The organism is Dokdonia sp. 4H-3-7-5, assembly GCF_000212355.1.
Classification (GTDB): Bacteria; Bacteroidota; Bacteroidia; order Flavobacteriales; family Flavobacteriaceae; genus Dokdonia.
In genome coordinates this window covers 2,781,154-2,805,712 of sequence record NC_015496.1, presented here as the reverse complement: position 1 = coordinate 2,805,712, position 24,559 = coordinate 2,781,154, and the positions used below count along the sequence as shown (strand labels likewise).

At 35.9% G+C, this 24,559-nt stretch carries 29 protein-coding genes; 20 read left to right on the top strand and 9 right to left on the bottom strand.

The genetic code is table 11. The features are described from left to right. Positions 1 to 2: 2 nt before the first annotated feature. From KRODI_RS12480 to KRODI_RS12470, 3 genes are all read right to left on the bottom strand, one after another. Entirely contained in the window at positions 3 to 503 is a 501-nt protein-coding gene (locus KRODI_RS12480) for a gluconokinase (protein ID WP_013751971.1), read from the bottom strand. Then, on the bottom strand, positions 503 to 1,405 hold the full coding sequence (locus tag KRODI_RS12475) for a DUF72 domain-containing protein (protein WP_013751970.1): 903 nt from the start codon (positions 1,403 to 1,405) through the stop codon (positions 503 to 505). Before KRODI_RS12475 ends, KRODI_RS12480 begins: the two co-directional genes overlap by 1 nt. A gap of 168 nt (positions 1,406 to 1,573) precedes the next feature. Next, a complete protein-coding gene (locus tag KRODI_RS12470; RefSeq protein ID WP_013751969.1) occupies positions 1,574 to 2,929 on the bottom strand; it encodes an NAD-dependent succinate-semialdehyde dehydrogenase in 1,356 nt (451 codons plus the stop codon). Positions 2,930 to 3,091: 162 nt separating this feature from the next. On the opposite strand from KRODI_RS12470, the gene KRODI_RS12465 reads away from it, so the two are divergent. From KRODI_RS12465 to KRODI_RS12455, 3 genes are read left to right on the top strand one after another with little or no spacing between them, the layout of a single operon-like run. After that, positions 3,092 to 3,991, top strand: coding sequence for a mechanosensitive ion channel family protein (locus KRODI_RS12465; protein WP_013751968.1), 900 nt, complete (start codon positions 3,092 to 3,094; stop codon positions 3,989 to 3,991). Positions 3,992 to 4,018: 27 nt separating this feature from the next. Further along, positions 4,019 to 4,324, top strand: coding sequence for a ribosome hibernation-promoting factor, HPF/YfiA family (gene hpf / locus KRODI_RS12460; protein ID WP_013751967.1), 306 nt, complete (start codon positions 4,019 to 4,021; stop codon positions 4,322 to 4,324). An 11-nt stretch (positions 4,325 to 4,335) separates the two neighbouring features. Continuing rightward, positions 4,336 to 4,800, top strand: a complete 465-nt coding sequence (locus tag KRODI_RS12455; protein ID WP_013751966.1) for an arsenate reductase family protein — start codon at positions 4,336 to 4,338, stop codon at positions 4,798 to 4,800. 75 nt (positions 4,801 to 4,875) lie between these two features. Here the strand turns inward: KRODI_RS12455 and KRODI_RS12450 are convergent, their stop codons facing one another. Continuing rightward, entirely contained in the window at positions 4,876 to 5,472 is a 597-nt protein-coding gene (locus tag KRODI_RS12450; RefSeq protein ID WP_013751965.1) for a nitroreductase family protein, read from the bottom strand. Positions 5,473 to 5,748: 276 nt separating this feature from the next. Here KRODI_RS12450 and KRODI_RS12445 point away from each other — a divergent pair, with 276 nt between their 5' ends. Next, complete coding sequence (locus KRODI_RS12445) at positions 5,749 to 7,038, top strand: OmpA family protein (RefSeq protein WP_013751964.1); 1,290 nt, start codon at positions 5,749 to 5,751, stop codon at positions 7,036 to 7,038. Between the two features lie 140 nt (positions 7,039 to 7,178). After that, the gene (locus KRODI_RS12440; RefSeq protein WP_013751963.1) at positions 7,179 to 7,598 is read left to right on the top strand and encodes a hypothetical protein; all 420 of its coding nucleotides are present in this window, start codon (positions 7,179 to 7,181) and stop codon (positions 7,596 to 7,598) included. 163 nt (positions 7,599 to 7,761) lie between these two features. On the opposite strand, the gene KRODI_RS12435 is transcribed toward KRODI_RS12440, so the two are convergent. From KRODI_RS12435 to KRODI_RS12425, 3 genes are all read right to left on the bottom strand, one after another. Further along, the gene (locus KRODI_RS12435; RefSeq protein ID WP_013751962.1) at positions 7,762 to 8,445 is read right to left on the bottom strand and encodes a DUF2461 domain-containing protein; all 684 of its coding nucleotides are present in this window, start codon (positions 8,443 to 8,445) and stop codon (positions 7,762 to 7,764) included. A 150-nt stretch (positions 8,446 to 8,595) separates the two neighbouring features. Then, on the bottom strand, positions 8,596 to 9,144 hold the full coding sequence (locus KRODI_RS12430; protein WP_013751961.1) for a type 1 glutamine amidotransferase domain-containing protein: 549 nt from the start codon (positions 9,142 to 9,144) through the stop codon (positions 8,596 to 8,598). 141 nt (positions 9,145 to 9,285) lie between these two features. Next, positions 9,286 to 10,065, bottom strand: a complete 780-nt coding sequence (locus KRODI_RS12425; RefSeq protein WP_013751960.1) for a tRNA pseudouridine synthase A — start codon at positions 10,063 to 10,065, stop codon at positions 9,286 to 9,288. 90 nt (positions 10,066 to 10,155) lie between these two features. Between KRODI_RS12425 and KRODI_RS12420 the strand changes: the two genes are divergently transcribed. From KRODI_RS12420 to KRODI_RS12405, 4 genes are all read left to right on the top strand, one after another. Next, positions 10,156 to 10,590, top strand: coding sequence for a hypothetical protein (locus KRODI_RS12420; RefSeq protein WP_013751959.1), 435 nt, complete (start codon positions 10,156 to 10,158; stop codon positions 10,588 to 10,590). Positions 10,591 to 10,679: 89 nt separating this feature from the next. Continuing rightward, a complete protein-coding gene (locus KRODI_RS12415; RefSeq protein ID WP_013751958.1) occupies positions 10,680 to 11,483 on the top strand; it encodes a DUF1853 family protein in 804 nt (267 codons plus the stop codon). A gap of 120 nt (positions 11,484 to 11,603) precedes the next feature. Next, the gene (locus KRODI_RS12410; protein ID WP_013751957.1) at positions 11,604 to 12,398 is read left to right on the top strand and encodes a LytTR family DNA-binding domain-containing protein; all 795 of its coding nucleotides are present in this window, start codon (positions 11,604 to 11,606) and stop codon (positions 12,396 to 12,398) included. A gap of 102 nt (positions 12,399 to 12,500) precedes the next feature. Then, positions 12,501 to 13,742, top strand: a complete 1,242-nt coding sequence (locus KRODI_RS12405) for a S41 family peptidase (RefSeq protein WP_013751956.1) — start codon at positions 12,501 to 12,503, stop codon at positions 13,740 to 13,742. A 60-nt stretch (positions 13,743 to 13,802) separates the two neighbouring features. Here the strand turns inward: KRODI_RS12405 and hisIE are convergent, their stop codons facing one another. Then, complete coding sequence (gene hisIE, locus KRODI_RS12400; RefSeq protein WP_013751955.1) at positions 13,803 to 14,402, bottom strand: bifunctional phosphoribosyl-AMP cyclohydrolase/phosphoribosyl-ATP diphosphatase HisIE; 600 nt, start codon at positions 14,400 to 14,402, stop codon at positions 13,803 to 13,805. A gap of 22 nt (positions 14,403 to 14,424) precedes the next feature. Beyond that, positions 14,425 to 15,180 carry an imidazole glycerol phosphate synthase subunit HisF gene (hisF, locus tag KRODI_RS12395; RefSeq protein ID WP_013751954.1) on the bottom strand — a complete coding sequence of 252 codons (756 nt, stop codon included), beginning with the start codon at positions 15,178 to 15,180 and terminating at the stop codon, positions 14,425 to 14,427. A 212-nt stretch (positions 15,181 to 15,392) separates the two neighbouring features. On the opposite strand from hisF, the gene KRODI_RS12390 reads away from it, so the two are divergent. From KRODI_RS12390 to KRODI_RS12340, 11 genes are all read left to right on the top strand, one after another. After that, on the top strand, positions 15,393 to 15,590 hold the full coding sequence (locus KRODI_RS12390) for a hypothetical protein (RefSeq protein WP_013751953.1): 198 nt from the start codon (positions 15,393 to 15,395) through the stop codon (positions 15,588 to 15,590). A 45-nt stretch (positions 15,591 to 15,635) separates the two neighbouring features. Then, the gene (locus KRODI_RS12385; RefSeq protein WP_013751952.1) at positions 15,636 to 16,052 is read left to right on the top strand and encodes a VOC family protein; all 417 of its coding nucleotides are present in this window, start codon (positions 15,636 to 15,638) and stop codon (positions 16,050 to 16,052) included. Between the two features lie 3 nt (positions 16,053 to 16,055). Next, complete coding sequence (locus KRODI_RS12380) at positions 16,056 to 17,093, top strand: AI-2E family transporter (RefSeq protein WP_013751951.1); 1,038 nt, start codon at positions 16,056 to 16,058, stop codon at positions 17,091 to 17,093. Between the two features lie 110 nt (positions 17,094 to 17,203). Continuing rightward, positions 17,204 to 17,950 (top strand): polyphosphate--glucose phosphotransferase, encoded by a 747-nt coding sequence (ppgK, locus tag KRODI_RS12375; RefSeq protein ID WP_013751950.1) that lies wholly within the window; start codon positions 17,204 to 17,206, stop codon positions 17,948 to 17,950. Between the two features lie 110 nt (positions 17,951 to 18,060). Beyond that, positions 18,061 to 20,580 carry a M14 family zinc carboxypeptidase gene (locus KRODI_RS12370; protein ID WP_013751949.1) on the top strand — a complete coding sequence of 840 codons (2,520 nt, stop codon included), beginning with the start codon at positions 18,061 to 18,063 and terminating at the stop codon, positions 20,578 to 20,580. Positions 20,581 to 20,622: 42 nt separating this feature from the next. Beyond that, positions 20,623 to 20,883 (top strand): hypothetical protein, encoded by a 261-nt coding sequence (locus KRODI_RS12365; RefSeq protein ID WP_013751948.1) that lies wholly within the window; start codon positions 20,623 to 20,625, stop codon positions 20,881 to 20,883. Between the two features lie 229 nt (positions 20,884 to 21,112). Further along, positions 21,113 to 22,348 (top strand): MDR family MFS transporter, encoded by a 1,236-nt coding sequence (locus tag KRODI_RS12360; protein ID WP_013751947.1) that lies wholly within the window; start codon positions 21,113 to 21,115, stop codon positions 22,346 to 22,348. Between the two features lie 5 nt (positions 22,349 to 22,353). Further along, on the top strand, positions 22,354 to 23,112 hold the full coding sequence (locus KRODI_RS12355) for a DJ-1/PfpI family protein (RefSeq protein WP_013751946.1): 759 nt from the start codon (positions 22,354 to 22,356) through the stop codon (positions 23,110 to 23,112). Positions 23,113 to 23,122: 10 nt separating this feature from the next. After that, positions 23,123 to 23,773, top strand: coding sequence for an HAD family hydrolase (locus KRODI_RS12350; RefSeq protein ID WP_013751945.1), 651 nt, complete (start codon positions 23,123 to 23,125; stop codon positions 23,771 to 23,773). Continuing rightward, entirely contained in the window at positions 23,770 to 24,117 is a 348-nt protein-coding gene (gene arsC, locus KRODI_RS12345) for an arsenate reductase (glutaredoxin) (RefSeq protein WP_013751944.1), read from the top strand. The genes KRODI_RS12350 and arsC overlap by 4 nt, the downstream gene beginning before the upstream one ends. Before the next feature lie 17 nt (positions 24,118 to 24,134). Next, the gene (locus KRODI_RS12340; RefSeq protein ID WP_013751943.1) at positions 24,135 to 24,467 is read left to right on the top strand and encodes a hypothetical protein; all 333 of its coding nucleotides are present in this window, start codon (positions 24,135 to 24,137) and stop codon (positions 24,465 to 24,467) included. Positions 24,468 to 24,559: the final 92 nt, after the last annotated feature.

Here is a 24,559-nt window from a genome sequence, read left to right as displayed (position 1 = left end):
ACCTATTGTTCTATAATTTGTTGTATTCTTCTAATGATGTCTTCTTTTGCTAGAGTCGCTTCTACATGAACACCATAATTGGGTACTTCTAGTGTATCAAACTGCGATTGCAATAATGAAGGATCAAAGAAATGATTCTTTCTAAAAGCTAGCCGTTTTCTTAATGCTTCAAAATTTGCATCAAGATAGATAAAGTTTTGTTTTGCTTTCGCGAAAGCGGAATCAGAAAATAAACGCTCTCTATAACTCTCCTTAAGTGCAGAGCAAGCAAGTACCGCCCCTTTATCATTTGACCACTGCTGTATCTCTAGAGCTAGGCTATCGAGCCACGGCCATCGATCCTCATCTTGCAATGGTGTACCAGATGCCATTTTATCTACATTAACTTGGGGATGAAAATCATCTGCATCGTAAAAAGGAACTTGTAATTGCTTTGATAACATCTTACCTATGGTACTTTTTCCGCAACCGGAAACGCCCATAACTATGTAAACATTCTTCATTAAAATAAGGTATTTACTCCACCGCTCGCACTATGAGGAATGTGCAGATTAATGTTTAATGCTGGATTGAGCTTATCTATAAAATATGCAGATAGTAATGTAGACTCGACCTCGACATTTTGATGGATAAAAAAGTGAATTTTACGCAATCCTAGACTTACCCAATACTTCAAGCGCTCTACCCATGCATCTAGCCGAGCATAATCACTAGGATGATTTGCTCCTACATATCGTATAAAAGCTTCTCCATTAGTAAGACGCATATGCATAATATCGCGACGCCCAGCAGTATCTACGAGCACATTTGCCATGTTGTGCTCTTCAAGTAAAAGATAAAGACGCTCCGCCACGTCGGGATTGTTAAACCAATCGGTATGACGAAACTCTAAGGCAATAGATAAATCTTCTGGCCAGTGATTTACAAAATTATCTACTCGGTCAAAATCCTTAGGCTGGAAATTGTTGTGCATCTGCAAGAACACAGTACCAAGTTTTTCCTTGAGGATTGTTGCGTGTTCAACATACTCCGGAATAAAATCTTGAGAATCTATAAGCCGCTTGCGATGGCTTATCATATTTGTAATTTTAGGAAAGAATTTAAAACCCTCTGGAACTTTATCATACCACTTTTGAAACTGCTCCTTAGGAAATAATCTATAGAAAGTAGCGTTAAGCTCTATACTGTTAAACTGACTTGCATAATACCCTAGCTCATCTTTTGTACCTTTTGGGTAGAAGCCTTTGAGCTCTGCTTTATTCCATTTTGCACAACCTACGAAGACTTGTAACTCTTTGTTTTCCGCTTTCGCGAAAGCATGCTCAATCACACCCTTAGTATCTGGATGATCAGGAGGTAGTGTAAAATCAATTAACTCTGGTTGCTCTACTACGCCAAATTTCATAAACTCTATTTTGTGTAGCTAAGATAAGGTTACTGATGGAATTGGAAAGGAGACATCGAGATATGGCTCTTGTTGTAAACAGTGTTATTTATATAATCAACAAAACAGCCGATTCATAGGATTATGAATCGGCTGTTTTTTTAAATGCGCTTTCGCAAAAGCGTCCTACTATTTAATATAAACTGTCTTTTTATTTACAAACTCCTGTATACCGTCTATAGAGAGTTCGCGACCGTATCCTGAAATTTTTGTTCCTCCAAAAGGAAGATTAGGATTACTCTTCACCATATCATTTACAAATACAGCGCCATCCTCAAACTTCGGAATCAATGTTTCCATACGTTCTTCACTCTCTGTAAAAATGGATACTCCTAGGCCAAAATCAGATTGGTTTACGAGATTTAGTGCTTCCTCGTCAGATTTAAATGTAGTAACTCCTATTACAGGCCCAAAGGTTTCTTCTTTAAATATTGTCATCTCTGGTGTTACTCCCGTGACAATTGTTGGCTCAAAATAAGCTTTCTGTCTATGACCACCTATAAGCACTTTTGCACCTTCGGCAATAGATTTTTTGAGTTGATCTTCTAATTCTTCGGCGAGGTCTTCACGTGCCATCACTCCTATGTACGTATCCTCATCCATGGGGTCACCAGATTTTAATTCTGTCACCGCTTTCGCGAAAGCTTCTAAAAACTTCTCTTGAATTTTTTCATGAATTATAAGTCTCTTTCCAGCGATACAACTCTGCCCTGTATTTTGAAAGCGCGCTTGCACACACGTTTGTACCGTTTCCTCAAAATTACAATCGTCAAAAACTACGAGTGCATTACTACCTCCAAGCTCAAGGACTGATTTTTTAATTTCGCTTGCTGCTGTACTTGCTACAGCTGCTCCTGCTGGCTTACTACCAGTAAGTGTTATTGCCTTAATACGAGAATCTCGAACGATATTTTCAATACGCTCACTACCTATCGCCATGTTTTGAAAACACCCCTTAGGAAGTCCTGCACGTTCAAATACTTTTTGAATATTTTCTGCACTTTGCATTACATTACTTGCATGTTTCAACACACCTATATTACCTGCCATAAGCGCTGGAGCAATGAATCTAAATACTTGCCAAAATGGGTAATTCCATGGCATTACCGCAAGCACAACGCCTAAAGGTTCATAACGTACATAACTTTTTGAAGCATCTGTTTTTATCTCCTTAGGTGCTAGTTGTGATGGAGCATTTTCTGCGTAATATTCACACACCCAAGCGCATTTTTCTACTTCGGCAATGGCTTGTGTGATGGGCTTACCCATTTCCTTAGTCATTGTTTCTGCGTACTCTCTTGCATTATCTCTTAATTCTTTGGCTACATTATTAAGGTGTTGTGAGCGCTCTGCAAAAGTGGTATTGCGCCAAGAAAGAAACGTTTGTTGTGCATTTTCAATTTTATCTTCTATCTCTTCTAAGTTGAGTGCTTTTATTTTGGCTACTTCTGTTCCGTTGTACGGATTTGTAGATACTATATTCATAAGTCATTTTTTTATAAAGTTAATACGTGCCTAGTGGTAAATGAGAAAGGTTAAGAGCATTTTAACGCCCTTGTTCTAAAAGGTCTTAACAAAATGTGAATTGATAAGGTTTTAAGAATAAATGCAGGTAGGAGCAGTATTTTTAATGAACCAATCAGAATTATGTCTTTACAAAATACAAAAACGTCTATTACAGAAGCATTTCAAAACTCTGTAAGCAATTTTATCGATCAGCTACCACAAATAGCAATGGGTATTCTTATTGTTGTCTTGGGAATTTTAATAGCTGGGTGGATAGGCAGATTTGCTAGAAGAAGAATTTCTGCCAGAACAGAAGATCCATTAATGAGTAAGTTTTTAGGCACTGCTATTAGATATACATTTATTATCATAGCAATTATGCTTGCATTGAGAGCTGCAGGCTTAGGCGGTATTGCTGCAGGAATATTGACAGCAGCTGGAGCGAGTGCAGTAGTTTTAGGATTTGCATTTAAAGATATTGGTGAAAATTTTATTGCAGGGATTATACTAGCGTTCAACAGACCCTTTGATGTAGATGACACTGTTGAAATAGGGTCTAATTTTGGCAAAGTCAAAACTTTAGATCTCAGATACACGAAGTTAAAAACCTTTGATGGTAAAGACGTCTACATACCTAATAGTGATGTACTCACTGAACCTGTTACAAATTATACAGAGGATGGCTTCTTTAGATGGGATTTTATCATTGGTATAGCATACGAGGACAATATAGAAGGAGCGAAGGAAACAGTACTCAAAGCATTGCAACAAGAACCAAATGTAATTAATGACAATATCCATGAGAACTTTGTTATTGAAGATGAACTTGCAACAAGTACAGTAAATCTGAAAGTCTATTTTTGGGTAGATACTAAAGATTTTAGAAAACAAGCTTTGATTACAAAAGGAAATGTAGTCCGTAATGTAAAAGAAGCTTTAGAAGATGCTGGATATTATATGCCAGCAGATATACAAGAAATTAAACTTTATGGCGGTGTGAAAGAATTTCCACTTAGCCTTCGTCAGCTAGCTGACAAATAATAACTATCTTAATTAAAAATAAATTCTATGGAAGTAATATTTGAATACCACGATGTAACTGCAAGTGCAGAATTAGAAGCTTTCGCGAAAGCGGAATTAAAAAAATTGAGCGATAAGTATCAATTTGCACATAGAGCAGATGTATTTTTTAAAGTAGAAAATACCTCAAGTGATCAAACAGGAAAAATAGCAGGGGTACAAATAAGTATGCCTGGTCCAAGATTATTTGCAGAACATAGCTCTGACGATTTTTATCCTTCACTAAAAGAAGCTATAAATGAGGTTGATCGCCAACTTAGAAAAAAGAAGGAAAAAATGCAGTCTCACCATTAATCTAAATCACCATGCCAACCGATATGACACTAGCAACAGATAATAATGAATTAATAGTAATCTATTCTTCAGAATCGAGTATTGGAAAACAAACACTTGGTTATGCAAAAAGTAGTGATGCAAAACTAAATCTGATTAATATATCGGATGCGGGACTTACAGGTACGCAGTGGACCGAAGTGGCAGATTTACTAGGTGCGAGTATAGATGAATTAGTATCTAAAGATCACCCAGATGTTGACGACTTTGTTAAAGATGCAACAATGAGTGATGATCACTGGATTAAGTTTATACAGAATAACCCAAATGCTATTCAAAACCCTATTTTGATACAAGGCAAGCGGGCAAAGCAAATAACCTCTCCGTCGCAGGCAATGAAATTTATAGACGTAGATTCTGCTGGGCTTGAAAAACACAACGTAGGTGATAGTCCTGAAATTTCATCTAACACTGATAATGAACATCAAGTAGATTAATTGTTTATACAAGAAATGAAAAGAGCCACATATTATAATATGTGGCTCTTTTCATTTCTTGTAGTAAAGTTTAAATTATTCTCCTTTGAAAATATTTTCATTAAAGTCTCCGTTAAAAGTGAACGAATTTTGATTTTTTCTAGAGCGAGTTTTTGTTTCCTCTTCTTGTAAATCTTCAGGAAGCTTTTCAATATCTCCCCCATAATATCCAACAGCAATACCAGTGGCAATGTGATAATTATCTGGTACATTAAATTCTGACATTGCTTTTTTATAATCTACCCCAGCCATTTGGTGTAGTGCAATATCCATATGTTGTGCTTGTGCTGAAACGTTACCCATAAATAACCCTAAATCGTGTAAGGCATGAAAACTTTCCTTGCCGTCATCATTAGTTTTTTTATAGCCACCTAAAAAAAGTGCTTGAGCATTCTTTGCCCAAGATTGATTAAACTCATCAAGACAGTCAAAAATTCTATCAAAAGCAGAAGTTCCTTTAATGCCCCATATAATTAACCAAGGTTGCAAATTATTAGAGCTAGCTGCCCATCTACCCGCCTCAAACATAGTTCTTAGCTCTTCCTCTTTAATAACGTCATTAGTAAAAACCCTTGGGCTCCATCTACTTGCTAATATTGGAAGTATTTCAAAATCAGTATTTGCTTTTTTCATTTTATTTTTTTTTATAAAAATATTTGTACAACTAAATATACCTTGTCTATTTAATAATAATTAACAATTACTTAAATAAAATTTTAACATAGCTATTATTTAAGAGTTTTACTCGTAAAAATGAAAAAAAATGTATGAAATTTTATTACTAATCTATCAAGAAGACCTTTGTGTTAAGCTTTTGACAATAAGCCGTTAATAAATACCAAATATCTTGACTAAGATGTAAATATTGGTATTTTTGCATCTTGAATATTTCAAAACAAATACTTTATTATGAAAAAAATTTCACTTGCTATAGTTGCCCTTGTCGGAATGCAATTAGCATCAAATGCACAAGAAACACTTGATACTCCTACAAACGACTTTAATAAGTGGTCTGTAGAGCTTACTGGTGGTGTAAACAAACCTGTAAGACCATTATCTTCTGGATCTTTCTCTAACACGCCTTCTCTTTACACTGTAACTGGTGGAGCGAGATACATGTTCAACGAAAAATTTGGACTTAAAGGAGGTGTTGCTTACAACAGCTTCAAAAATGATGATGAAAGCCGCGAATTTGACACTGCACTTTACAACTTCTCTTTAGAAGGTGTTGTAAACGCTGGTAACATTCTTGGTTTTAGAGAGTGGACAGATACTTTTAATGTACTTGTACATGGAGGTATGGGATATTCTGCCCTTACGACTGACGCTCCTGCTGTTGAAAGAGATTTCGGTGATGCAGATCAAATGTTAAGTTTTATGGTTGGTGTTACTCCACAAATTAAACTTTCAAACAGAATCGCACTTGTTGCAGATCTTACTGCTGTAGGTAATGTACGTCAAGACTTAACTTTTAACGGTGCTCAAGCTGGAGGAACTAAAGGATTTGATGGTTTTTATGTAAACGCAACTGCAGGTATAAACATATACTTAGGTAAAGCTGAAAAACATGCAGATTTTTACTCTAGAGAAAATGTAGCTCAAGAGCAAATTGCAGACTTACAAGATCGTCTTTCTAAAGTAGAGACTGATCTTATTGATACTGACCAAGATGGCGTTGCTGACTACTTAGATCGTGAGCCTAATACTGTTTCTGGTGTTGCTGTAGATACTAAAGGTATCGCTGTAGACAAAAATGGAAACGGAGTTCCTGACGAATTAGAATCTTCTTTAGATGCACGTTACGCTAAGAAAGGTGAAGTTAACGCTCCATCAATCTCTTCTGGAGACGACGTAATCAAGAAATTAATCGAGGATGGATACGTAAACGTATACTTCCAGTTTAATAGCACTAAGCCTGAAACTTACAGTTTAGAGTCTATTAACTACCTTATTAAATATATGACTGAAAACTCAGGTGCTTCTGCTCAATTAGTAGGATATGCTGACGAAATTGGAAATGCTTCTTCAAACCAACGTCTTTCTGAGAAGAGAGCTCAAATGGTAAAAGATATTATGGTTGCTGCAGGTATATCTGCTGACCGTCTTTCTGTTACTGGAAATGGTGAAGATGCTTCTGTAGACAAAGCTTCTGCTCCTGCACGTCAATTAGTACGTAGAGTTACTTTTAAACTTAACTAGTCGTAAGATTATTTTAAGTGTTAATTGCAGAGCCTCCGATTTATCGGGGGCTTTGCTCGTTAATAAAGTATTGAGAAGTTATGGTATATCAATTGCTAAGCGCCTAATCATTGCTTAACTTTAAATAAAAACAAAGTGTTATGAATGATAGACCTAACGATATTAAAAGAATTAGACCAGAAGTACCTAAGGCAAAAATACACGACCAGATGAGTGATGAAGAGCGGTTTCAAAATACTACTCTTAGACCTATAGTTAAGCTGCAAAACCCGCTTCTTATTGAGGTATTTAAATCATATATTATAAAGAGAAAGAATGTCTTTCATAATCTGAGCTTAGAAAAACGATTATTATATATCGAGAATGCAGTAAATAAGGATATGAAATTTCGTAATAGCGTGAGAGGTATGATTGTAGGCCACTTTACTGTAGATGAGTATCTGCTATATAATATAGATTCCTCGGCGTACAATAAACGTATCGCCAACTTAATAAGGGAACGCCTCATAAGTCAAGTTCAACTCTTTGATAAACCTATAGAAACAGTACATACCATATAATTATGCAAATACCAACAGAAGTACCTAAACCGCAAAATAATAGCCCTATAGATCCTTCATCACCTATAGAGCTATTAATATTTATAGTACTACCAGTCCTTTTGATTATTGTTTACTTCGTAAACAGAAAAAGGGTCAAAAATAAAAACAAGCAGAAAGAGAACTAGAGTAATGATTCACCATTGAGGTCTGTAGTCAATACATCACTCATATAATCAAAAAAGGGTCTCAATAATCTAAAGTGACTCAAGGCAATTTTTGTGAAGTCTGGAGATGTGATTTCTTTATCTGTGAAATTCTTTCTAACTACAAAGTTTTTGAGTCTTATGAGATCAATATTCGGATCATTTACGTCAAAGCCCCTAGGTGCTGTCTTGACAGGATTCCATGCATCAAAGGAACCTCCGAACGCTTTCGCGAAAGCGGTATCAGAAAGAATCTCACGTATCTCACTAGCATCCATTTGAAATTCTGTACGTATACGTTTTAAATCTGCTGGTTCTGGATTGAAAAACCCGCCTGCAATTGCAGATTTATTACCGGGCTCAATTCTCAAATAATATCCACCTCGGCGATGTGCTCCTACTCTACTAAAACTTGCAGAACGATGTACGTTATATGGAGTTTTGTCATTACTAAATCTAACATCCCTATTTATACGAAATACCTTGAGTTTTTCAATTTCGTCAGTTTCATTAAGTCCATCTACTATAGATGCATAAACTTGCTTTAAGTCTTTCTCACTAGCTTGGTAATCTTTCTTGTGCTCTGTCATCCACTCACGTGTATTATTCTCACGTAGAGATTCCAAAAATGATAAAGTAGACTGAGGTATCGAAGTAGTCATATTTTGTTTTTGCTGAGTTGCTAAATTAGTTATCTAGCATTAGAGTAGCAATCCTTTACCTTAGGTAAGGTATACATTATCTAATGTAATGGCATTAAAAAACCATCACATGAGTGTGATGGTTTTTAAAATTATTGATGTGACAATAAATTATGCATGTTGTAAATCATGCTTTCCCTCTTTAATTTCCTCAATCAACTTTGCGTTAAATGCTGGTAAATCATCTGGATTTCTACTTGTTACTAAAGCTTCATCAACTACAACTTCTTTATCTACCCACAGAGCTCCTGCGTTTTCTAAGTCAGTTTTAATACTATTAAATGAAGTCATTGTTCTTCCTTTTACCACATCTGCCTCAATTAATAATTGTGGCGCGTGGCATATAGCTGCTACTGGCTTACTTTGCTTAAAGAAGTCTCTAATGAAGATGAGCGCATCATCATTACGTCTTAATTTATCAGGATTAATAACTCCTCCTGGTAACATTAGTGCATTATAATCTTTTGCACTTACATTATCTAATGTATCTGTTACATCATAAGAATTAGACCAATTTCCATCTGCCCATCCTTTTATAGTCCCAGTTTTCTCACTTATTATATCTACAGTGAATCCTTCAGCTTTCATAGCCTCCATAGGTGATTTTAACTCACTTTCTTCAAATCCGTCTGTTGCTAATATTGCTATTCTCTTATTCATAATCTTTCTATCTTTTGGTTATACAATTAATTATAATACAAAGATACTAGGACACTAAAGCTGTAGCCGTTAAAGAGAATATAACAATACCGAACTTTGGGTTAAACCTTTATTAATGCAATGATTTATTTGTTAAGATTGTTAAATCTGGACATTTTGAAGAAGTAGTCCGCTGGCTTGAGCAATTCTAGACAGTTTAATATCATTGCTAGCGTCTAATGTTTTCTTGAAAAAATCTAAGTCTACCTTACCCTCGCCTATATCAAACAGCATCCCCATCATTAACCTTATTTGATGCCTCTTAAAACCTTTACCGCTTACGCGAAAGGCAAAACTTTCCTTGGGAAAAAAATTTGCTGTGTATAGTTCGTTTGGCTCTATAAGAGAAGAAGATATATTACCTATAGTCTTTGTCTCTGGGTTGGGCTTATAAGCATAAGACCTAAAATCATGTTCTCCTTCAAATAATCGCGCAGCCTCCTTCATCAACTCAATATCAAGTGATCCAGCAATATTAATCATGTATGGAGCAGCAAATGGATGATTTTTTTCTCCATAAGAAAATAGATACACATACTCCTTAGCTATAGGAGCATCCATCACATTAAATTTCTTATCTACTTGAGTTATCTCAAGGCATCTTATATCTTGAGGTAAATTATTATTAAGAAGCTTGAGAAATCCCTCTTCAGGGAGCGGACTATCATTTAAAAATAACTCAACATAAGCCACATTTGCCGAAACCTTTGCATCTGTTCTTCCAGAAGCGAGCAGTTTAAAGTTTTTACGATCTAATACATATGAAAAAGTACGTTCCATCATACGTTCTACAGTGAGAACATCTGGCTGTTTCTGCCAGCCATGATAACGAAATCCTAGATATTGAATTTTAAGAAGGTAATAAAAGCGCTTATCAAACATTCTTCAAAAGTAATTGCCTTACACCAATTAAAGTTTGATAATTAAAAAATAATTGTAAATTAAAACACAACTAATCAAAAACCAATCTCTATGACAACTTCACAAAAACCTTCTACGCTATTTTGGGTAATAGCATTTGTATTGCTTCTATGGAATTTTATGGGAGCAAGTGCTTTTATAGTAGACAACTTCTTTACCGATGCACTCGCTGGCACTTATAATGAGGAACAAATGGCTGCTATAAATGCAACACCTATATGGTCAAAAATATTATACGGTATTTCAACAATAGGCGGTCTCATTGCAGCTATATTATTGATTACTAGAAAAACAAAAGCTGTTCAAGTATATGCTATATCTCTTATAGCTGTAATTATACATACAGTATATAATATAGGTTTTGCAGGCGCTATGGAACTTTTTGGTGTGGGAGAAGGACTCATATTTCCACTCGTCATTATTGTACTTGCACTTTTTGAATACTGGTGGAGTCATTATAGCGCATCAAAAGGATGGCTCAAGTAAGTCTCCACGCAAATCACTTAAAGAGCTATCACAATTAATGCGGTAGCTCTTTTTGTTTGTTATGGATTCATAATGAGTATTTTTAACATATGAAGCATATCAATGGATTTTTAGCTACGCCATCACTTTGGTCGCAATCAGCATTTGGCCTTTCCCAGTTTGAAATGCCTAGCATTAATCTTTCAACGTTCATTGCGCAGCCTATTCCTTCTAAACTTAGATTAGGCCATCAAATTGAATTTATATTCAAACAACTCTTAGACCATACAGAGCGATACGCGGTGCTGGCACACAATATTCAGATTTTGAGAGGTAAGAACACTATTGGAGAATTAGATTTTATAGTTGAAGACCGCTTTCGCGAAAACAAGAAAATCCACATTGAACTTACCTACAAATTCTACATTCTGGATGACACGATTAAAGATCCTATACATAGACTTATAGGACCCAATAGAAAAGACAGTTTTTTTACCAAAATGGAAAAAACGAGAGATAAACAGTTACCTCTTGTTTTTACTCCAGAAGGACGTGCTACCCTCTCGGCATTTAATATTAACCCTGAGGAATTAGAGCAACAAACCTATTTTCTAGCGCAGGTTTTTAAACCTTATGGCCAGTTATCAACTATTATTGAGCCACTTGACGGGCAGTGCATCGTTGGATATTGGATACGTATGGAAAATTTCGACAGCAGTGATTTTAAGCCACACTCCTTCTATATTACACTCAAAAATGAGTGGCTTCACGAGCCCCATCTAGAGAGAGATTATATAAACCACAAAAATGTACTTAAACTCATAGCTGATAAGCATATCAACAAGAGAGCACCGCTATTATGGATCAAAAAGGATAATAATGTACTAGAAAAATGCTTTGTAGTTTGGTGGTAAAACTCCTAATTCTTAAGTTTAAGAAATTCTTCTTAGGCATTTTATAGCGATTACCTTTCAGTATATATTATAGTTACTAGAGAAGTGAATTTTTATAATTTGAAATTAAAATAATTCATATTGAAAAAATACCCTTTCGATCCTTCCGTAAAACATCACCTTATTATAGGTTTAGGCATGGCTTTGTGGATTTTTACATTTCTATATTTTACAGAGCCACTTGATGTTTCTCAGCTACATGATAGTGAACGTCTATTTATCTTATCACTTTACGGTCTTCTGGGCGCACTTTGCTATGTTACCATACTACCATTTCAATATTGGTTATTTAAAAAAACTAAAAACCAATGGTTACTTATTAACGAGATTAGCTTTTTTCTTCTGTTTGTTATTTGGTCATTTGTCGTAATGCGTAGTTTTTACATGTACGTAGTAGTACGTGACGAACCTAACCCATACTCTCTTTACTACTATCTAACTTCTATTTTTCTTCCTGCAGTTCTTACCATTTCCCCTATAGTTCTCATAGGGCGTTTTGGATTTGGGAAGTATAAACAAAAGCAGATTGAAGAGCAAAAAATAGAAATAAAAGGTGATGGTAATTATGAAGGAATCAGGTTATTCTTATCAGATTTAATAGCATTAGAAGCGTCAGATAATTATGTAGAAATTCATTTTCAAGACAATGGCTCCTATAGAAAACAATTAATTAGAGCTCGATTATCTCACCTAGAAAAATCACTGCCTAGTATGATGAGAACGCATCGCTCTTATTTAATAAATCCTTCGCATTTTTTATCCTACAAAACAGAAGTTGGTAAGTTAGGCCTCGTTCTCTCGCATGAAATCTTTATACCCGTGTCTAAAACTTTTACACTTAGCACAAAAGAAGCCTTAGATTTTACCACAAACTAAGGACATCTCACCCCAAAGCACTGTATTTATTGAGTTTGTTGGTTTTGTAATTCTAGATTTGTCTCATCAAGTTTTTAGAATTAATCTTTAAAATCATCTATTATGAAAACACTTATCACACTTTCAATAGCCGTTTTTTTTCTTTTTTCCGCTTTCGCGAAAGCACAATCTACTCAAACGTGCAACTGCGTAGAGGAACTCTCTTTTATTAATGAACAAATAAAAGAAATGACTTCATTTAAGAAACAAATGAAAGGAGATAAACTCTCAGAATACACAACCACCTTAAAAAAATTAGAGCGAGAAGTAACTGAACAAATGAATGTGACAGATTGCTTTTCTAAGCTCAACACGCTACTATCTGTTGTAAAGGACAAACATGCTCACATACGCCATATAAAGCCTGTAATCACCTCCGAAATGGTAGATGAGAATGTAGCTTTGAACCGTTTTCGCGAAAGCGAACTATTTAAGAATCATCCTAAGACCAGTACGAGTATTGAAGAGCTTATAGCAACATTATCTGAGAAGTCTTTTGAAAGTCTAGAAGGTATTTATGAAAGAAAAGATTCTATGACCGTAGGCGTTATTAAGAAAGGTGATGCTTATGAAGGAGTTGTACTTACCTCTAGTAATAAAGGCTGGATTCCTGGACAAATCGCTTACAGAATTACTCCAAATGGCGAAAATATGTATGATGTACTTACAAGCGATATTCCAGGCGGTAAGTTAAGATATGTGAGAGGTTTATTACATTCTAACGGACGCTTATGGCATCTTAAAAAAGAAGCAACAAATATGATTTCTGAGGTAAAGCAAGACCAAATAGATTGGGAATTTAAACAACTTACGCCAGACACGCAGTATGTATATATGGGTGCTTTTTCTAATAACGAAGAAAAAGTAAGTGCTTACAAGAAATTTTATGAAGAAACAAAAGATAAGTTTACTGCAAAAAATATTATTGTTGATCTACGTGATAATTCTGGAGGTAATTCTAAATATTCAGATCCATTTTATAAAATATTTAAAAAGAACAAAATGAATGTTTATGTCATTACAAACTTCTGGTGTGGAAGTAATGGTGAGCAATTTACTCTCAAATTGAGAGGATTAAAAAATGCAAAACATTTAGGACAGAGAACTTACGGAGCTCTTGCTTATGGTTCTAATTATGGAAATCTAATTGAATCACCATCTGGTCATTTTGCAATATACCCTACAGATATGAATTTTCATAAATTTATCAATTATGAATATGTAGGTGTACAACCAGAAATCAAATTAAGTTTTGACAGGGACTGGATTACTCAAACCTTAGAAATTATAGCAAATAACAACTAATTAAGTGTGATAGCTGGTCAACTGGAGAAGTAGTATTATTGCTACTTCTCCATTGATTTTTTATTTATGTCTGGATATAAGAGTTTTCTCTACATCACGTAAATGGAAACCTTTTGCTTGTAATAGTACCATGATGTGAAAAAGAAGATCTGCACTTTCATTTAAGAATAAGTGATCATTATCATCCTTTGCTTCTATTACAACCTCTACTGCTTCTTCTCCTACTTTTTGGGCTACCTTATTGATACCGCTATTAAATAAGGAGGCAACATATGAATCTGCATTTTCCCTATTATTCCAACGATCTTCTATAATTTCTTCTAGTTGAGTTAAGAAACTGAAGTTACTTTTATTGCGCTCTCCCCAGCAAGTATCTGTTCCTTTGTGACACGTAGGTCCTTGTGGTGTTACCTGGATAAGCAGTGCATCATTATCACAATCGTTCTTGATGTTATCTAGCAATAAGTAATTCTTAGTCTCCTCTCCCTTTGTCCATAGACGTTGCTTAGAGCGACTATAGAATGTTACTTTATTTGTAGCAATCGTCTTCTCATAAGCCTCATTATTCATAAAACCTAGCATCAAGACATTCTTAGTTCTTGAATCTTGAATGATTGCTGGTACGAGACCATTCTCGTATTTTTTAAAATCTATTTCCATTACTTTTTTTTATGAACGAGTGTTATAATCTCATCGCTATTCCTTGCGAAGTTAACTCTTGTTTTAAATCTGTTATTTCTATTTCTTTAAAGTGAAATACACTTGCCGCTAGTGCTGCGTCTGCCTTACCTTCTATAAAAGTATCTGCAAAGTGTTGCATATTTCCCGCACCACCACTGGCGATAATCGGTATATTTAAACTTTCAGAAAGTCTCGCTAGTGCTTCATTTGCAAATCCGTCTTTTGTACCATCATTATCCATTGAGGTAAATAAGATTTCTCCTGCTCCACGAACTTCTACCTCTTTTGCCCAATCAAAAAGATTTAGCTCTGTAGGTACTTTACCACCTACTAAATGTACTATCCACTCGCCATCTATAAACTTTGCATCTATAGCTACGACGATACACTGAGAACCAAATTTTGCTACTAATTCATTTATCAATTCTGGTCTTTTTACAGCACTAGAATTAATAGAAACTTTATCTGCTCCGTTTTGTAGTAAGATATCTACATCTTCTACAGATGAGATTCCTCCGCCTACTGTAAATGGGATATTTACTTGTGATGCTACTCGCAATACTAGATCTGCAAGGGTCTTACGACGTTCTTCTGTTGCAGATATATCTAGAAAAACAAGCTCATCTGCACCAGTATTAGAGTATAGCTTTGCAAGCTCTACTGGATCTCCAGCATCACGCAAGTTTACAAAGTTAGTTCCTTTTACAGTTCTACCATTTTTAATATCAAGACAAGGGATAATTCGTTTTGTAATCACGCGGAACGTCTAAAAGATTAGTATTAAAGGATGCAAATTTAAATAAAAGTGCCGCTACTACCCCACAAAATGAAAACTGCTTTTCCAAACTCTGTCAATTATTACCTCATATTCACAAAGTCATATTAAATGTATAATAATGCGGTGTTAAGTAATGCATTACCATCTTTAATATCAATTACTTTTAAATTCTAAACATAAAATTTTACATTATGATTAAGATTATAGGAGTAATAGCGCTTGTTGCAGGGGCAATAATGTTAGTGCTGGGCGTTATGGGAATATTTGGAAGTTTAAGTACTGGTATGAGTCCATGGGCATTTACTATACTTGGCGTAGTATTTTTCTTTGCAGGCATCTCATTACTTAAACATAGAAAAGATACTGATACTATTGCATCTGAAAAATAAACAAAACAAAAAATGGTGTAAATTAGTACTTAAAAAATGACCACTATGACAGTACGACCATTCCACCTCGCTATCCCCGTAGATGACGTAGAGAAAGCAAGAGTTTTTTATAGAGATATTTTAAATCTACCCGAAGGTCGCAGCAGTGACCATTGGGTAGATTTTAATTTTTTTGGGCACCAGCTAGTGATTCATTATAAAGAAAAATCAATAGTTGATGAAGTTCGCAATGAGGTGGATGGTAAAGCTGTGCCTGTTCCTCATTTTGGAGTGGTTTTAGAATGGAATCAATTTCAAAAATTTGCTAAGGAAATTGCACCCCACGTTACTTTTGTAATAGCTCCATATACCCGCTTTGAAGGACTTGTAGGAGAACAGTCTACTATGTTTTTTTATGACCCTTGCGGCAATGCTTTAGAATTTAAAGCCTTTAAAGATGATTCTCAAATCTTTGCAACATAATATATGCAATCAATAAAACCTGGATTACTTAGACAAGCCTTTGTTATTTTCCTAATTATACTATTAGGATGGCTTATTTTTAAAGAAATGGCAACCTATCTCTCAGGAGTATTGGGAGCAATCACGCTATTTGTACTAATGCGCAAATGGCAAGGTCATCTTGTAAAAAAACGTAAGTGGAATCCAGGTGTCGCAGCCGGATTGTTAATGACGGCTTCTTTTCTTGTAATCCTTCTCCCTATCGCTGGACTTGTACTTATGCTTAGTTCTAAAATAAGTAAGGCTGTAGAAAACAGCGGAAAAGTTATAGATATCTTAAAAACGGAATTATCATCTTTAGAGGCTAGTTTTGGGATGGATCTCGCTAGTTCAATAGATACAAGCTCCATTACAGAATGGGTTAGTAATAATCTTCAAGGCCTCGTAGGAAGTACGTTTAACATCTTTATCGCTATAGGAATCATGTACTTTATGCTTTATTATATGCTCACTAATAGAAGAACATTTAGAGAATCCCTATTAGAGTATATCCCGCTTAGTGATAAAAACTTAAAGTTAATAGGAAAAGATAGTGTAGATCTTGTGAAGTCTAATGCAATCGGGATACCGCTAGTAGCGCTCTTACAAGGGGCTGTAGCGCTCATAGGTTTCTTAATTTTAGGTGTAGAAGATCCTTTTTTCTGGTTTGCCATAGTAACCGTTGGCTCTATGATTCCATTTGTCGGGACCGCCTTAGGTGTAATTCCAGTATGTATAATCTTATATGCGGCTGGTGATGTTTGGCAATCTATAGTCCTTGCGTTGTACGGAATTATCGTTGTGGGATCTACAGATAATTTATTTAGATTAGTGATACAGAAACGACTTGCAGATGTGCATCCGTTAGTAACAATTATTGGTGTGATTGTAGGTGTGCCTCTTTTCGGTTTTATCGGTTTGATTTTTGGACCTATTGTAGTTAGTATTTTTCTACTTATCGTTAAGATTTATAAGCATGAATATGGCAAAGAGATTTCTAATAAAGAAACCGAAGTACTTTAAAAAGTTGTAATTAGGATGGTTACGCTTTCGCGAAAGCGTAACTTAGAGATCATTCTTTGAGTTTTATTCAAAATTCCTATCTTTCACTTCCCAAAGCAAACCATCACTACATGCAAATACTAGGCATAGACATAGGCGGAACTGGAATTAAAGGAGTTCCCGTAGATCTCGAAACTCAAGAATATCTAGGAGAACGTTTTAGAATAGAAACACCGCGTCCAGCAAAACCCAAAGCTATTGCAAAGTGTGTACAAGAACTTGTGAAACATTTTAATTGGACAGGTCCCATAGGTGTAGGTTTTCCTACAGTCGTGGTTGATGGTAAAGCCATGGCTTACGGAAATATGCATAAAAGCTGGCAAGGTGTTCAAATAGACGAGCTTTTTACCGAAAAAACAGGACTTCCATGCTCTGCCATAAATGATGCAGATGCAGCTGGCCTTGCAGAAGTAAGATATGGCGCCGGAAAAAATCTAAAAGGTCTTGTAGCGGTAATAACCGTAGGAACTGGAATAGGTTCTGGATTATTTTATAATGGCCAGCTCATCCCTAATTTTGAATTAGGTCGTTTACCATACAAGAAAAAGCCTATTGAACAATATGCAGCAAACTCTGTACGCAAAGCAGAAGACTTGACTTACAAAGAATGGGCAGAGCGTTTTAATTTTTTCTTAAAAAATGTAGAGTTGATTTGTACTCCTAACCACTACATCATAGGTGGTGGCATAAGCAAACACATGGAGGAATTTGAAAAATATCTTACTACAGATATCCCTATTGTCGCTGCCAAAACGAAAAATCATGCAGGTATTATAGGAGCAGCTTGTGGGTATCTTGATAAAATGGAACGTAAATAATATTAATTTTCATTTACTAGTAGTTATTATTTGAGTTTACACTTCTCACGTGCGAGCACGATTTCTTTTGTTTACTTTTAAAGCGTAAAAACTTTAAATCGACCAAAAGAATGCGTTTATTACTTACACTTACTACCCTACTATTAAGTTGCCTTAACACACTTGCTCAAACTGGCAGTGTAGATATGGATTACTATCTTCCTAAAGATGTAACTTATGATCAATCTATTCCTACACCAGAAAGCATTATAGGCTATACGCCTGGAGAATGGCACGTAAGTCATGATAAACTTTCTGAGTACATGCGTACACTCGCAGCTGCTAGTGATAGAATTACAATAGAAAACAGAGGTAAAACTTTTGAGGGTCGCCCTATTCTTTTACTTACAATAACTTCTCCTAGCAATCATAACAACCTAGAAGCAATACGCGCAGAGCACGTAAAACTTACAGAAAACGGAAACAGTTCTTTAAATACTAGTGGTATGCCTATCGTAGTATATCAAGGCCTTTCTATACATGGTAATGAGCCTTCTGGGGCAAATGCTGGACTTGTAGCTGCCTACTATCTTGCCGCTGCACAAGGCCCTAAAATCGATGATTTACTTAAGAACACAGTTATCCTTTTTGATCCCTCATTTAATCCAGATGGTTTACAACGATTTGCATACTGGGCAAATACTAATAAGAGTATAAACATCAATCCTGATCCACAAGATCGTGAATATAATGAGGTATGGCCTGGTGGACGTACTAACCACTACTGGTTTGACATGAACCGCGACTGGCTTCCTGTACAACTTCCAGAATCCCGTGCTCGCATCAATACCTTCCATAACTGGTATCCTAATATTCTTACAGATCACCACGAGATGGGATCTAACAGTAGTTTTTTCTTCCAGCCAGGAATACAATCACGTACACACCCACTTACGCCTGCCTTAAACCAAGAGCTCACAAAGCAAATAGGTAATTACCACGCAGCAGCACTAGATAAAATAGGTAGCTTCTACTACACAGAAGAAAGCTTTGATGATTTTTACTATGGAAAAGGATCTACATTTCCAGATATAAATGGAGGTATTGGGATTCTTTTTGAACAAGGAAGTAGCCGCGGCCACGCTCAAGAAACAGAAAATGGATTACTAGAATTTAAATTCACCATACGCAATCAGTTTACTGCTATCTTATCCACATTAGAAGCAGCGCAAGGAATGCGTTCAAAATTACTAGACTATCAGCGCGATTTCTTTAATAACGCTCGAGGCGAAAAAGCGAATGGTGCCTACGTTTTTGGAAGTGAAAAAGACGCTAGTAGCTCTTATCACCTTGCCGAAATACTAAAACGTCATAAAATTAAAGTGCATGAAGTAGCTAAAGATTTTACCGAAGGTAATAGCAACTTCAAAAAAGGAATGAGCTATATGGTTCCAAAAAACCAAAAACAAAGCCGTCTTATAAAAGCAATGTTTGAAAAACGAACTACATTTCAAGACAGCTTATTTTATGATATTAGCGCTTGGTCTTTCCCACTAGCTTTTGGTGTAGACTTCTCAGAAAACGCATCTTTAAATAATGCTGGAAATGAGATTCAAGAACTATCAATGAAACCAACGCCTGCCGTAGCTTCAAGTACCTATGCATACTTAATGGAATGGCATGACTACTATACTCCTAAGGCACTTAACAGTATCTTAAATAAAGGAATAAGAGCAAAAGTTGGCATGGAGCAATTCACCCTAGAAGGTGCTACTTATGACTATGGGACTATTATGATTCCTGTGCAAAATCAATCATTGAATCCGCAAGAGTTAAATGCCTTTATAAATGAGGTAGCTCAAGACGCTCATATAACCATCAAAGCTGTAAGCACCGGACTTACACAAGGAATAGATCTGGGTAGTAATCAATTTAGAGCGCTCAAGCCTGCAAAAGTTGCCATTATTGTAGGAGAAGGCATTAACCCGTACGATGCAGGAGAAATCTGGCATCTATTCGATACACGTTATAATATGCGTATCACAAAACTTGACACTAAGAGTTTAGGACGCACAGACTTATCTCAATACACAGATATCATTCTACCTAATCTATGGGGAAGCGCTATAGATAAAGGGACTACAGAAGATCTTAAACAATGGGTACGCGATGGTGGTACACTTATAGGATATAAAAATGTAGCCAACTGGTTCAAGGGGAACAAAATGCTGAATATTTCCTTTGAGGAAACTAAAAATCCTGCTAAGAATGTGAGCTTTGAGCAGCGCAGAGATTTTAGCGGTGCGCAAGTAATAGGAGGAGCAATCTTTGAAGCAAAGCAAGATAGATCTCACCCTATTAACTTTGGATATACAGGAGATAAGGTTTCCTTATTTAGAAACACCACTATTTTTGTTAAAGCCGACTCTACCAGTTATAAAAACCCTATCCAGTATACTAAGACTCCTTTACAAGCTGGTTATATTTCCAAAATTAACCTAAAAGCAATTCCAGAAACAAGACCATTTGTACACCAAAGTAGTGGACGTGGAGAGGTTATTTTATTTACAGATAATACAAACTTTAGAGCGTTCTGGTATGGTACTAATAAATTATTAATGAACGCTATCTTCTTTGGTAGCGAGATGTAATCGTAACTTATAATTTGTTTTTAAATCATATTCACAATCAATATGAAAATAGACCTTTCTAATAAAACCTCTGCCCAACTTCGCTCTAATCTTAACTTGATTACAGTAATTATTATTGCCTTACTTATCGTGATATCATTTCTCATTGGTATCTCGATTTACGGGATTACTACAAGAGAAGACTCAAATTCTTTTATAGGTACACTAGTAGTTGGCATTTCTTGCTTGGGTACTGTTCCATTGCAGATTATTATAAGAAAGGCTATCAAAAAAGAATTGAAATCAAGAGGAGAGATTGTATAAACGTTACGCTTTAGCGAAAGCGTATTCAACTCAATTATTTTTATAACTTTACACATAGTATGATATTAGTCACAACATATACATTCATCTCGTGCGCAACGCTGCGCCGGACTTGATATGTTGTCACTATATGATTATAAAGAGTAACAATATAAAAGAGTCCGGCCACCACGCTGGACTCTTTAATTTTATGGTCTAGCGTAGGTCTTTACCATCTAATCTATCATTTATGAAAACACTACTACGCAACTATACAAATACCTTTAAGGGGCTATCTAGAGAAATCTGGTGGCTATCGCTCATCACATTGATAAACAGAGCGGGTGCGATGGTGATTCCTTTTCTTTCTATTTATTTAAATAAAGATCTTCATTTTAGCCTGCCTGATGTTGCATGGATCATGACATCTTATGGTCTTGGGTCTTTTGCAGGAGCATGGCTAGGCGGTAAATTATGTGATGTTATAGGTTATTATAAAGTCATCCTTGTCAGTTTAATTTTTACTGGAATAAACTTTTTATGGGTGATGCATGTAGAGACTTTCTGGGTAATGTGCTTCTCATTTTTTATCCTCATGGCACTAGCAGATATGGGGCGTCCTGCATTTTTTGTAGCGCTTAGTGCCTACTCAAAACCAGAAAATAAAACACGCTCGCTTACCCTCATACGACTTGCTATTAATCTAGGTTTTTCTGTAGGGCCCGCTGTGGGAGGAATTCTTATTGCCACAGCAGGCTATGATGCACTATTCTATGTAGACGGCTTGACGTGTCTCTTTGCTGCAATCTTGATGACTCAAGTATTAAATCCTAAAAAAACAAAGGAACTTGATAAAGAAGTCATGATTGAAAACCCTAAAAAACCTTTACTTGACACGCCTTATGTACTGTTTCTCGTTGCGCTTGCGCTATTTGGGATTGTCTTTGTGCAATACTTTTCGACAGTGCCATTATATTATAAAGATGAATATAAGCTTGGTGAGGATGCCATAGGACTCATTCTTGCTCTTAACGGTATTTTGATTGTAGTTTTTGAAATGCCACTCATCGCCTGGATGGAAAAGAAAAACCTCTCTAACGTACAAAGCACCATCTTGGGATTACTCATGACAGGTGCTAGTTTTGTGTTACTACTATGGGAAACATGGGTAGGCATTATAGTCATTGGGATGATTATCGCAACCTTTGGGGAGATGATTTCGTTTCCCTTTAGTAATAAATTTGCTTTAGATCGCTCTAAGTTAGGAAGACAAGGCGCATACATGGGCGTTTACAGCATGTCGTTTTCGGTAGCGCATATTTTTGGGCACAATAGTGGTATGCAAATCACAGAAGCATTTGGTTTTCAAACAACGTGGATATTTTTGATAGGACTCACCCTTATCGCTTGGCTATTGTTATATATTGTTAAGCGCATGCTTGCAAATGAAACACCGCCAGAACCTGTATCTTTAACTTCAAAATAAGATTTATGAGAATTATCATTATCATTTTAAGTGCCCTTGTGGTACAAGCATGCAATACTAATAAGGACAATCAAAACTCATTACAAGAAAAAACTTCAAATGAAAATAACGCTTTCGCGAAAGCGCAACCTGTATTAGATACATCTAGGTATAACGTAGCTTTCTTAATTATGGATGGCACTTTTAATACGGAACTCACTGCGCCTTTTGATATTTTTCAGCACACAATCTATAGAGATAGCATTAAAGCGATGAATGTGTTTACAGTTGCAAATACACTGGATCCTATTAGAACATTTGAAGGTATGTACCTCCTACCCGATTTTGATTATACACAAGAGAAAATGCCTAAGATTGACATTCTAGTAATCCCTAGCGCAGAGCATCACCTAGATACAGATCTAGATGATGAGGCGATGATTTCTTTTGTTCAGAAAGTAGATAAAGAAGCTCTTTTTATGACTTCTCATTGTGATGGTGCTTTTGTGCTTGCACAGGCAGGACTTCTCGATGATAAAGTTTCTACTACTTTCCCGAGTGATATAGATAAAATGAGAGCTAAGTTTCCAGCCCTTGATATTAGAAAAGAAACCCTATTTGTTCACGACGGGAAATACATCACCTCTGCTGGTGGTGCCAAAAGTTTTGAGGCTGCACTCTACCTTACAGAACACTTATATGGTGCAGAAATAGCACGTTCACTAGCAGGAGGATTAGTGATAGACTGGAATCTAGATACCGTCCCACACACGATTATTGACTAAAAAAAGCGCTGTGAAAGAACAAAATATAAATACTATAATATTTGATCTAGGCGGTGTACTCATAGACTGGAGTCCAGAATACGTTTATCTCAAAGAATTTAGAGGAGATCGAGCAAAGATGGATTGGTTTCTCAATCACGTTTGCGCATGGGACTGGAATGTTAACCAAGACGCTGGTTATTCTCTAGAAAAAGCTACACAAGAACGCATAGCAATGTTTCCAGAATATGAAAGGCTCATAAAAATGTATTATGGCCGATGGGAGGAAATGCTAGGTTTTACTCATGAGGGAACTCTCAACATCCTAAAACAGCTTATAGATAATCCCGACTATAGAGTGCTTGCACTTACTAACTGGAGTGGTGAGACATTCCCTATTGCGCTTAAAAAGTTTCCTTGGTTGCAATGGTTTGAGGGAATTCTAGTGTCTGGTGATGAGGGAACTCGCAAACCCTATAAAGATATCTATGATCTTATGCTGGATCGTTATAAGATTGAACCGTCTCAAGCTTTATTTATAGATGATAGTCTAAAAAATATCCAAGGTTGTGAAGTGGCTGGAATAACAGGTATTCATTTTGCAGATGCACAAACACTTGCGGTCCAACTTAGATCAAAAGGAGTGCACGTAACACTACAAAAAAATAACTATTACATATGATTAAAATATATCACAATCCTCGCTGTTCAAAGAGTAGGCAAGGTCTAGCTTTGCTAGAAGAGTCCGGAAAAGAATTTGAGGTAATAAAATATCTTGATAATCCTCTTTCTGAATCAGCGCTTACGTCTCTTATTGATATGCTTGATATAGCTCCTATGGAACTCGTAAGAAAAGGCGAAGCTATCTGGAAGGAAAACTATAAAGGAAAAGAACTTAGCGATACGGATGTTGTAGCCGCTATGTCTCAACATCCTAAATTAATAGAGCGTCCCATTGTAGTTCTCGGAAAAAAGGCCGTTATTGGACGACCTCTAGAAAATATAGAAAAACTATTGAGCTTATAATTTTAAAAATAAATATTATGAAAATAATTATCGCATTAGTACTCTTTGTCTTTGTTGGAATATCAAATGTTCAAGCACAAAGCCCTAGCGTAAGTACTGTAAATAAAGAAAAAGTAAGTGAGATTGACATGCTTACACAGAAACTCAATCTTAGCTCAGAACAAGTAGCAAATATTTCTAAAACTATAAAAGCATTTAAATCTACAGAAGATAGACTTAGAGCTGGAGGTCTTAGCGCTGCAGATAAAAAAGAAGAGCTTGCTAAACTTGCCAAGCGTAAAGATGGTAATATGCAAACGTTTTTAACTAAAGAGCAATATGCTATATACAGCAGTCTCAAAAAACAGTAATTAAAAACTACATTATAATAACATCCAGATGTTCAAGCATCTGGATGTTATGTTTTACAACAGCTTGTTGTCATCATATCTGGAAAGTCAGG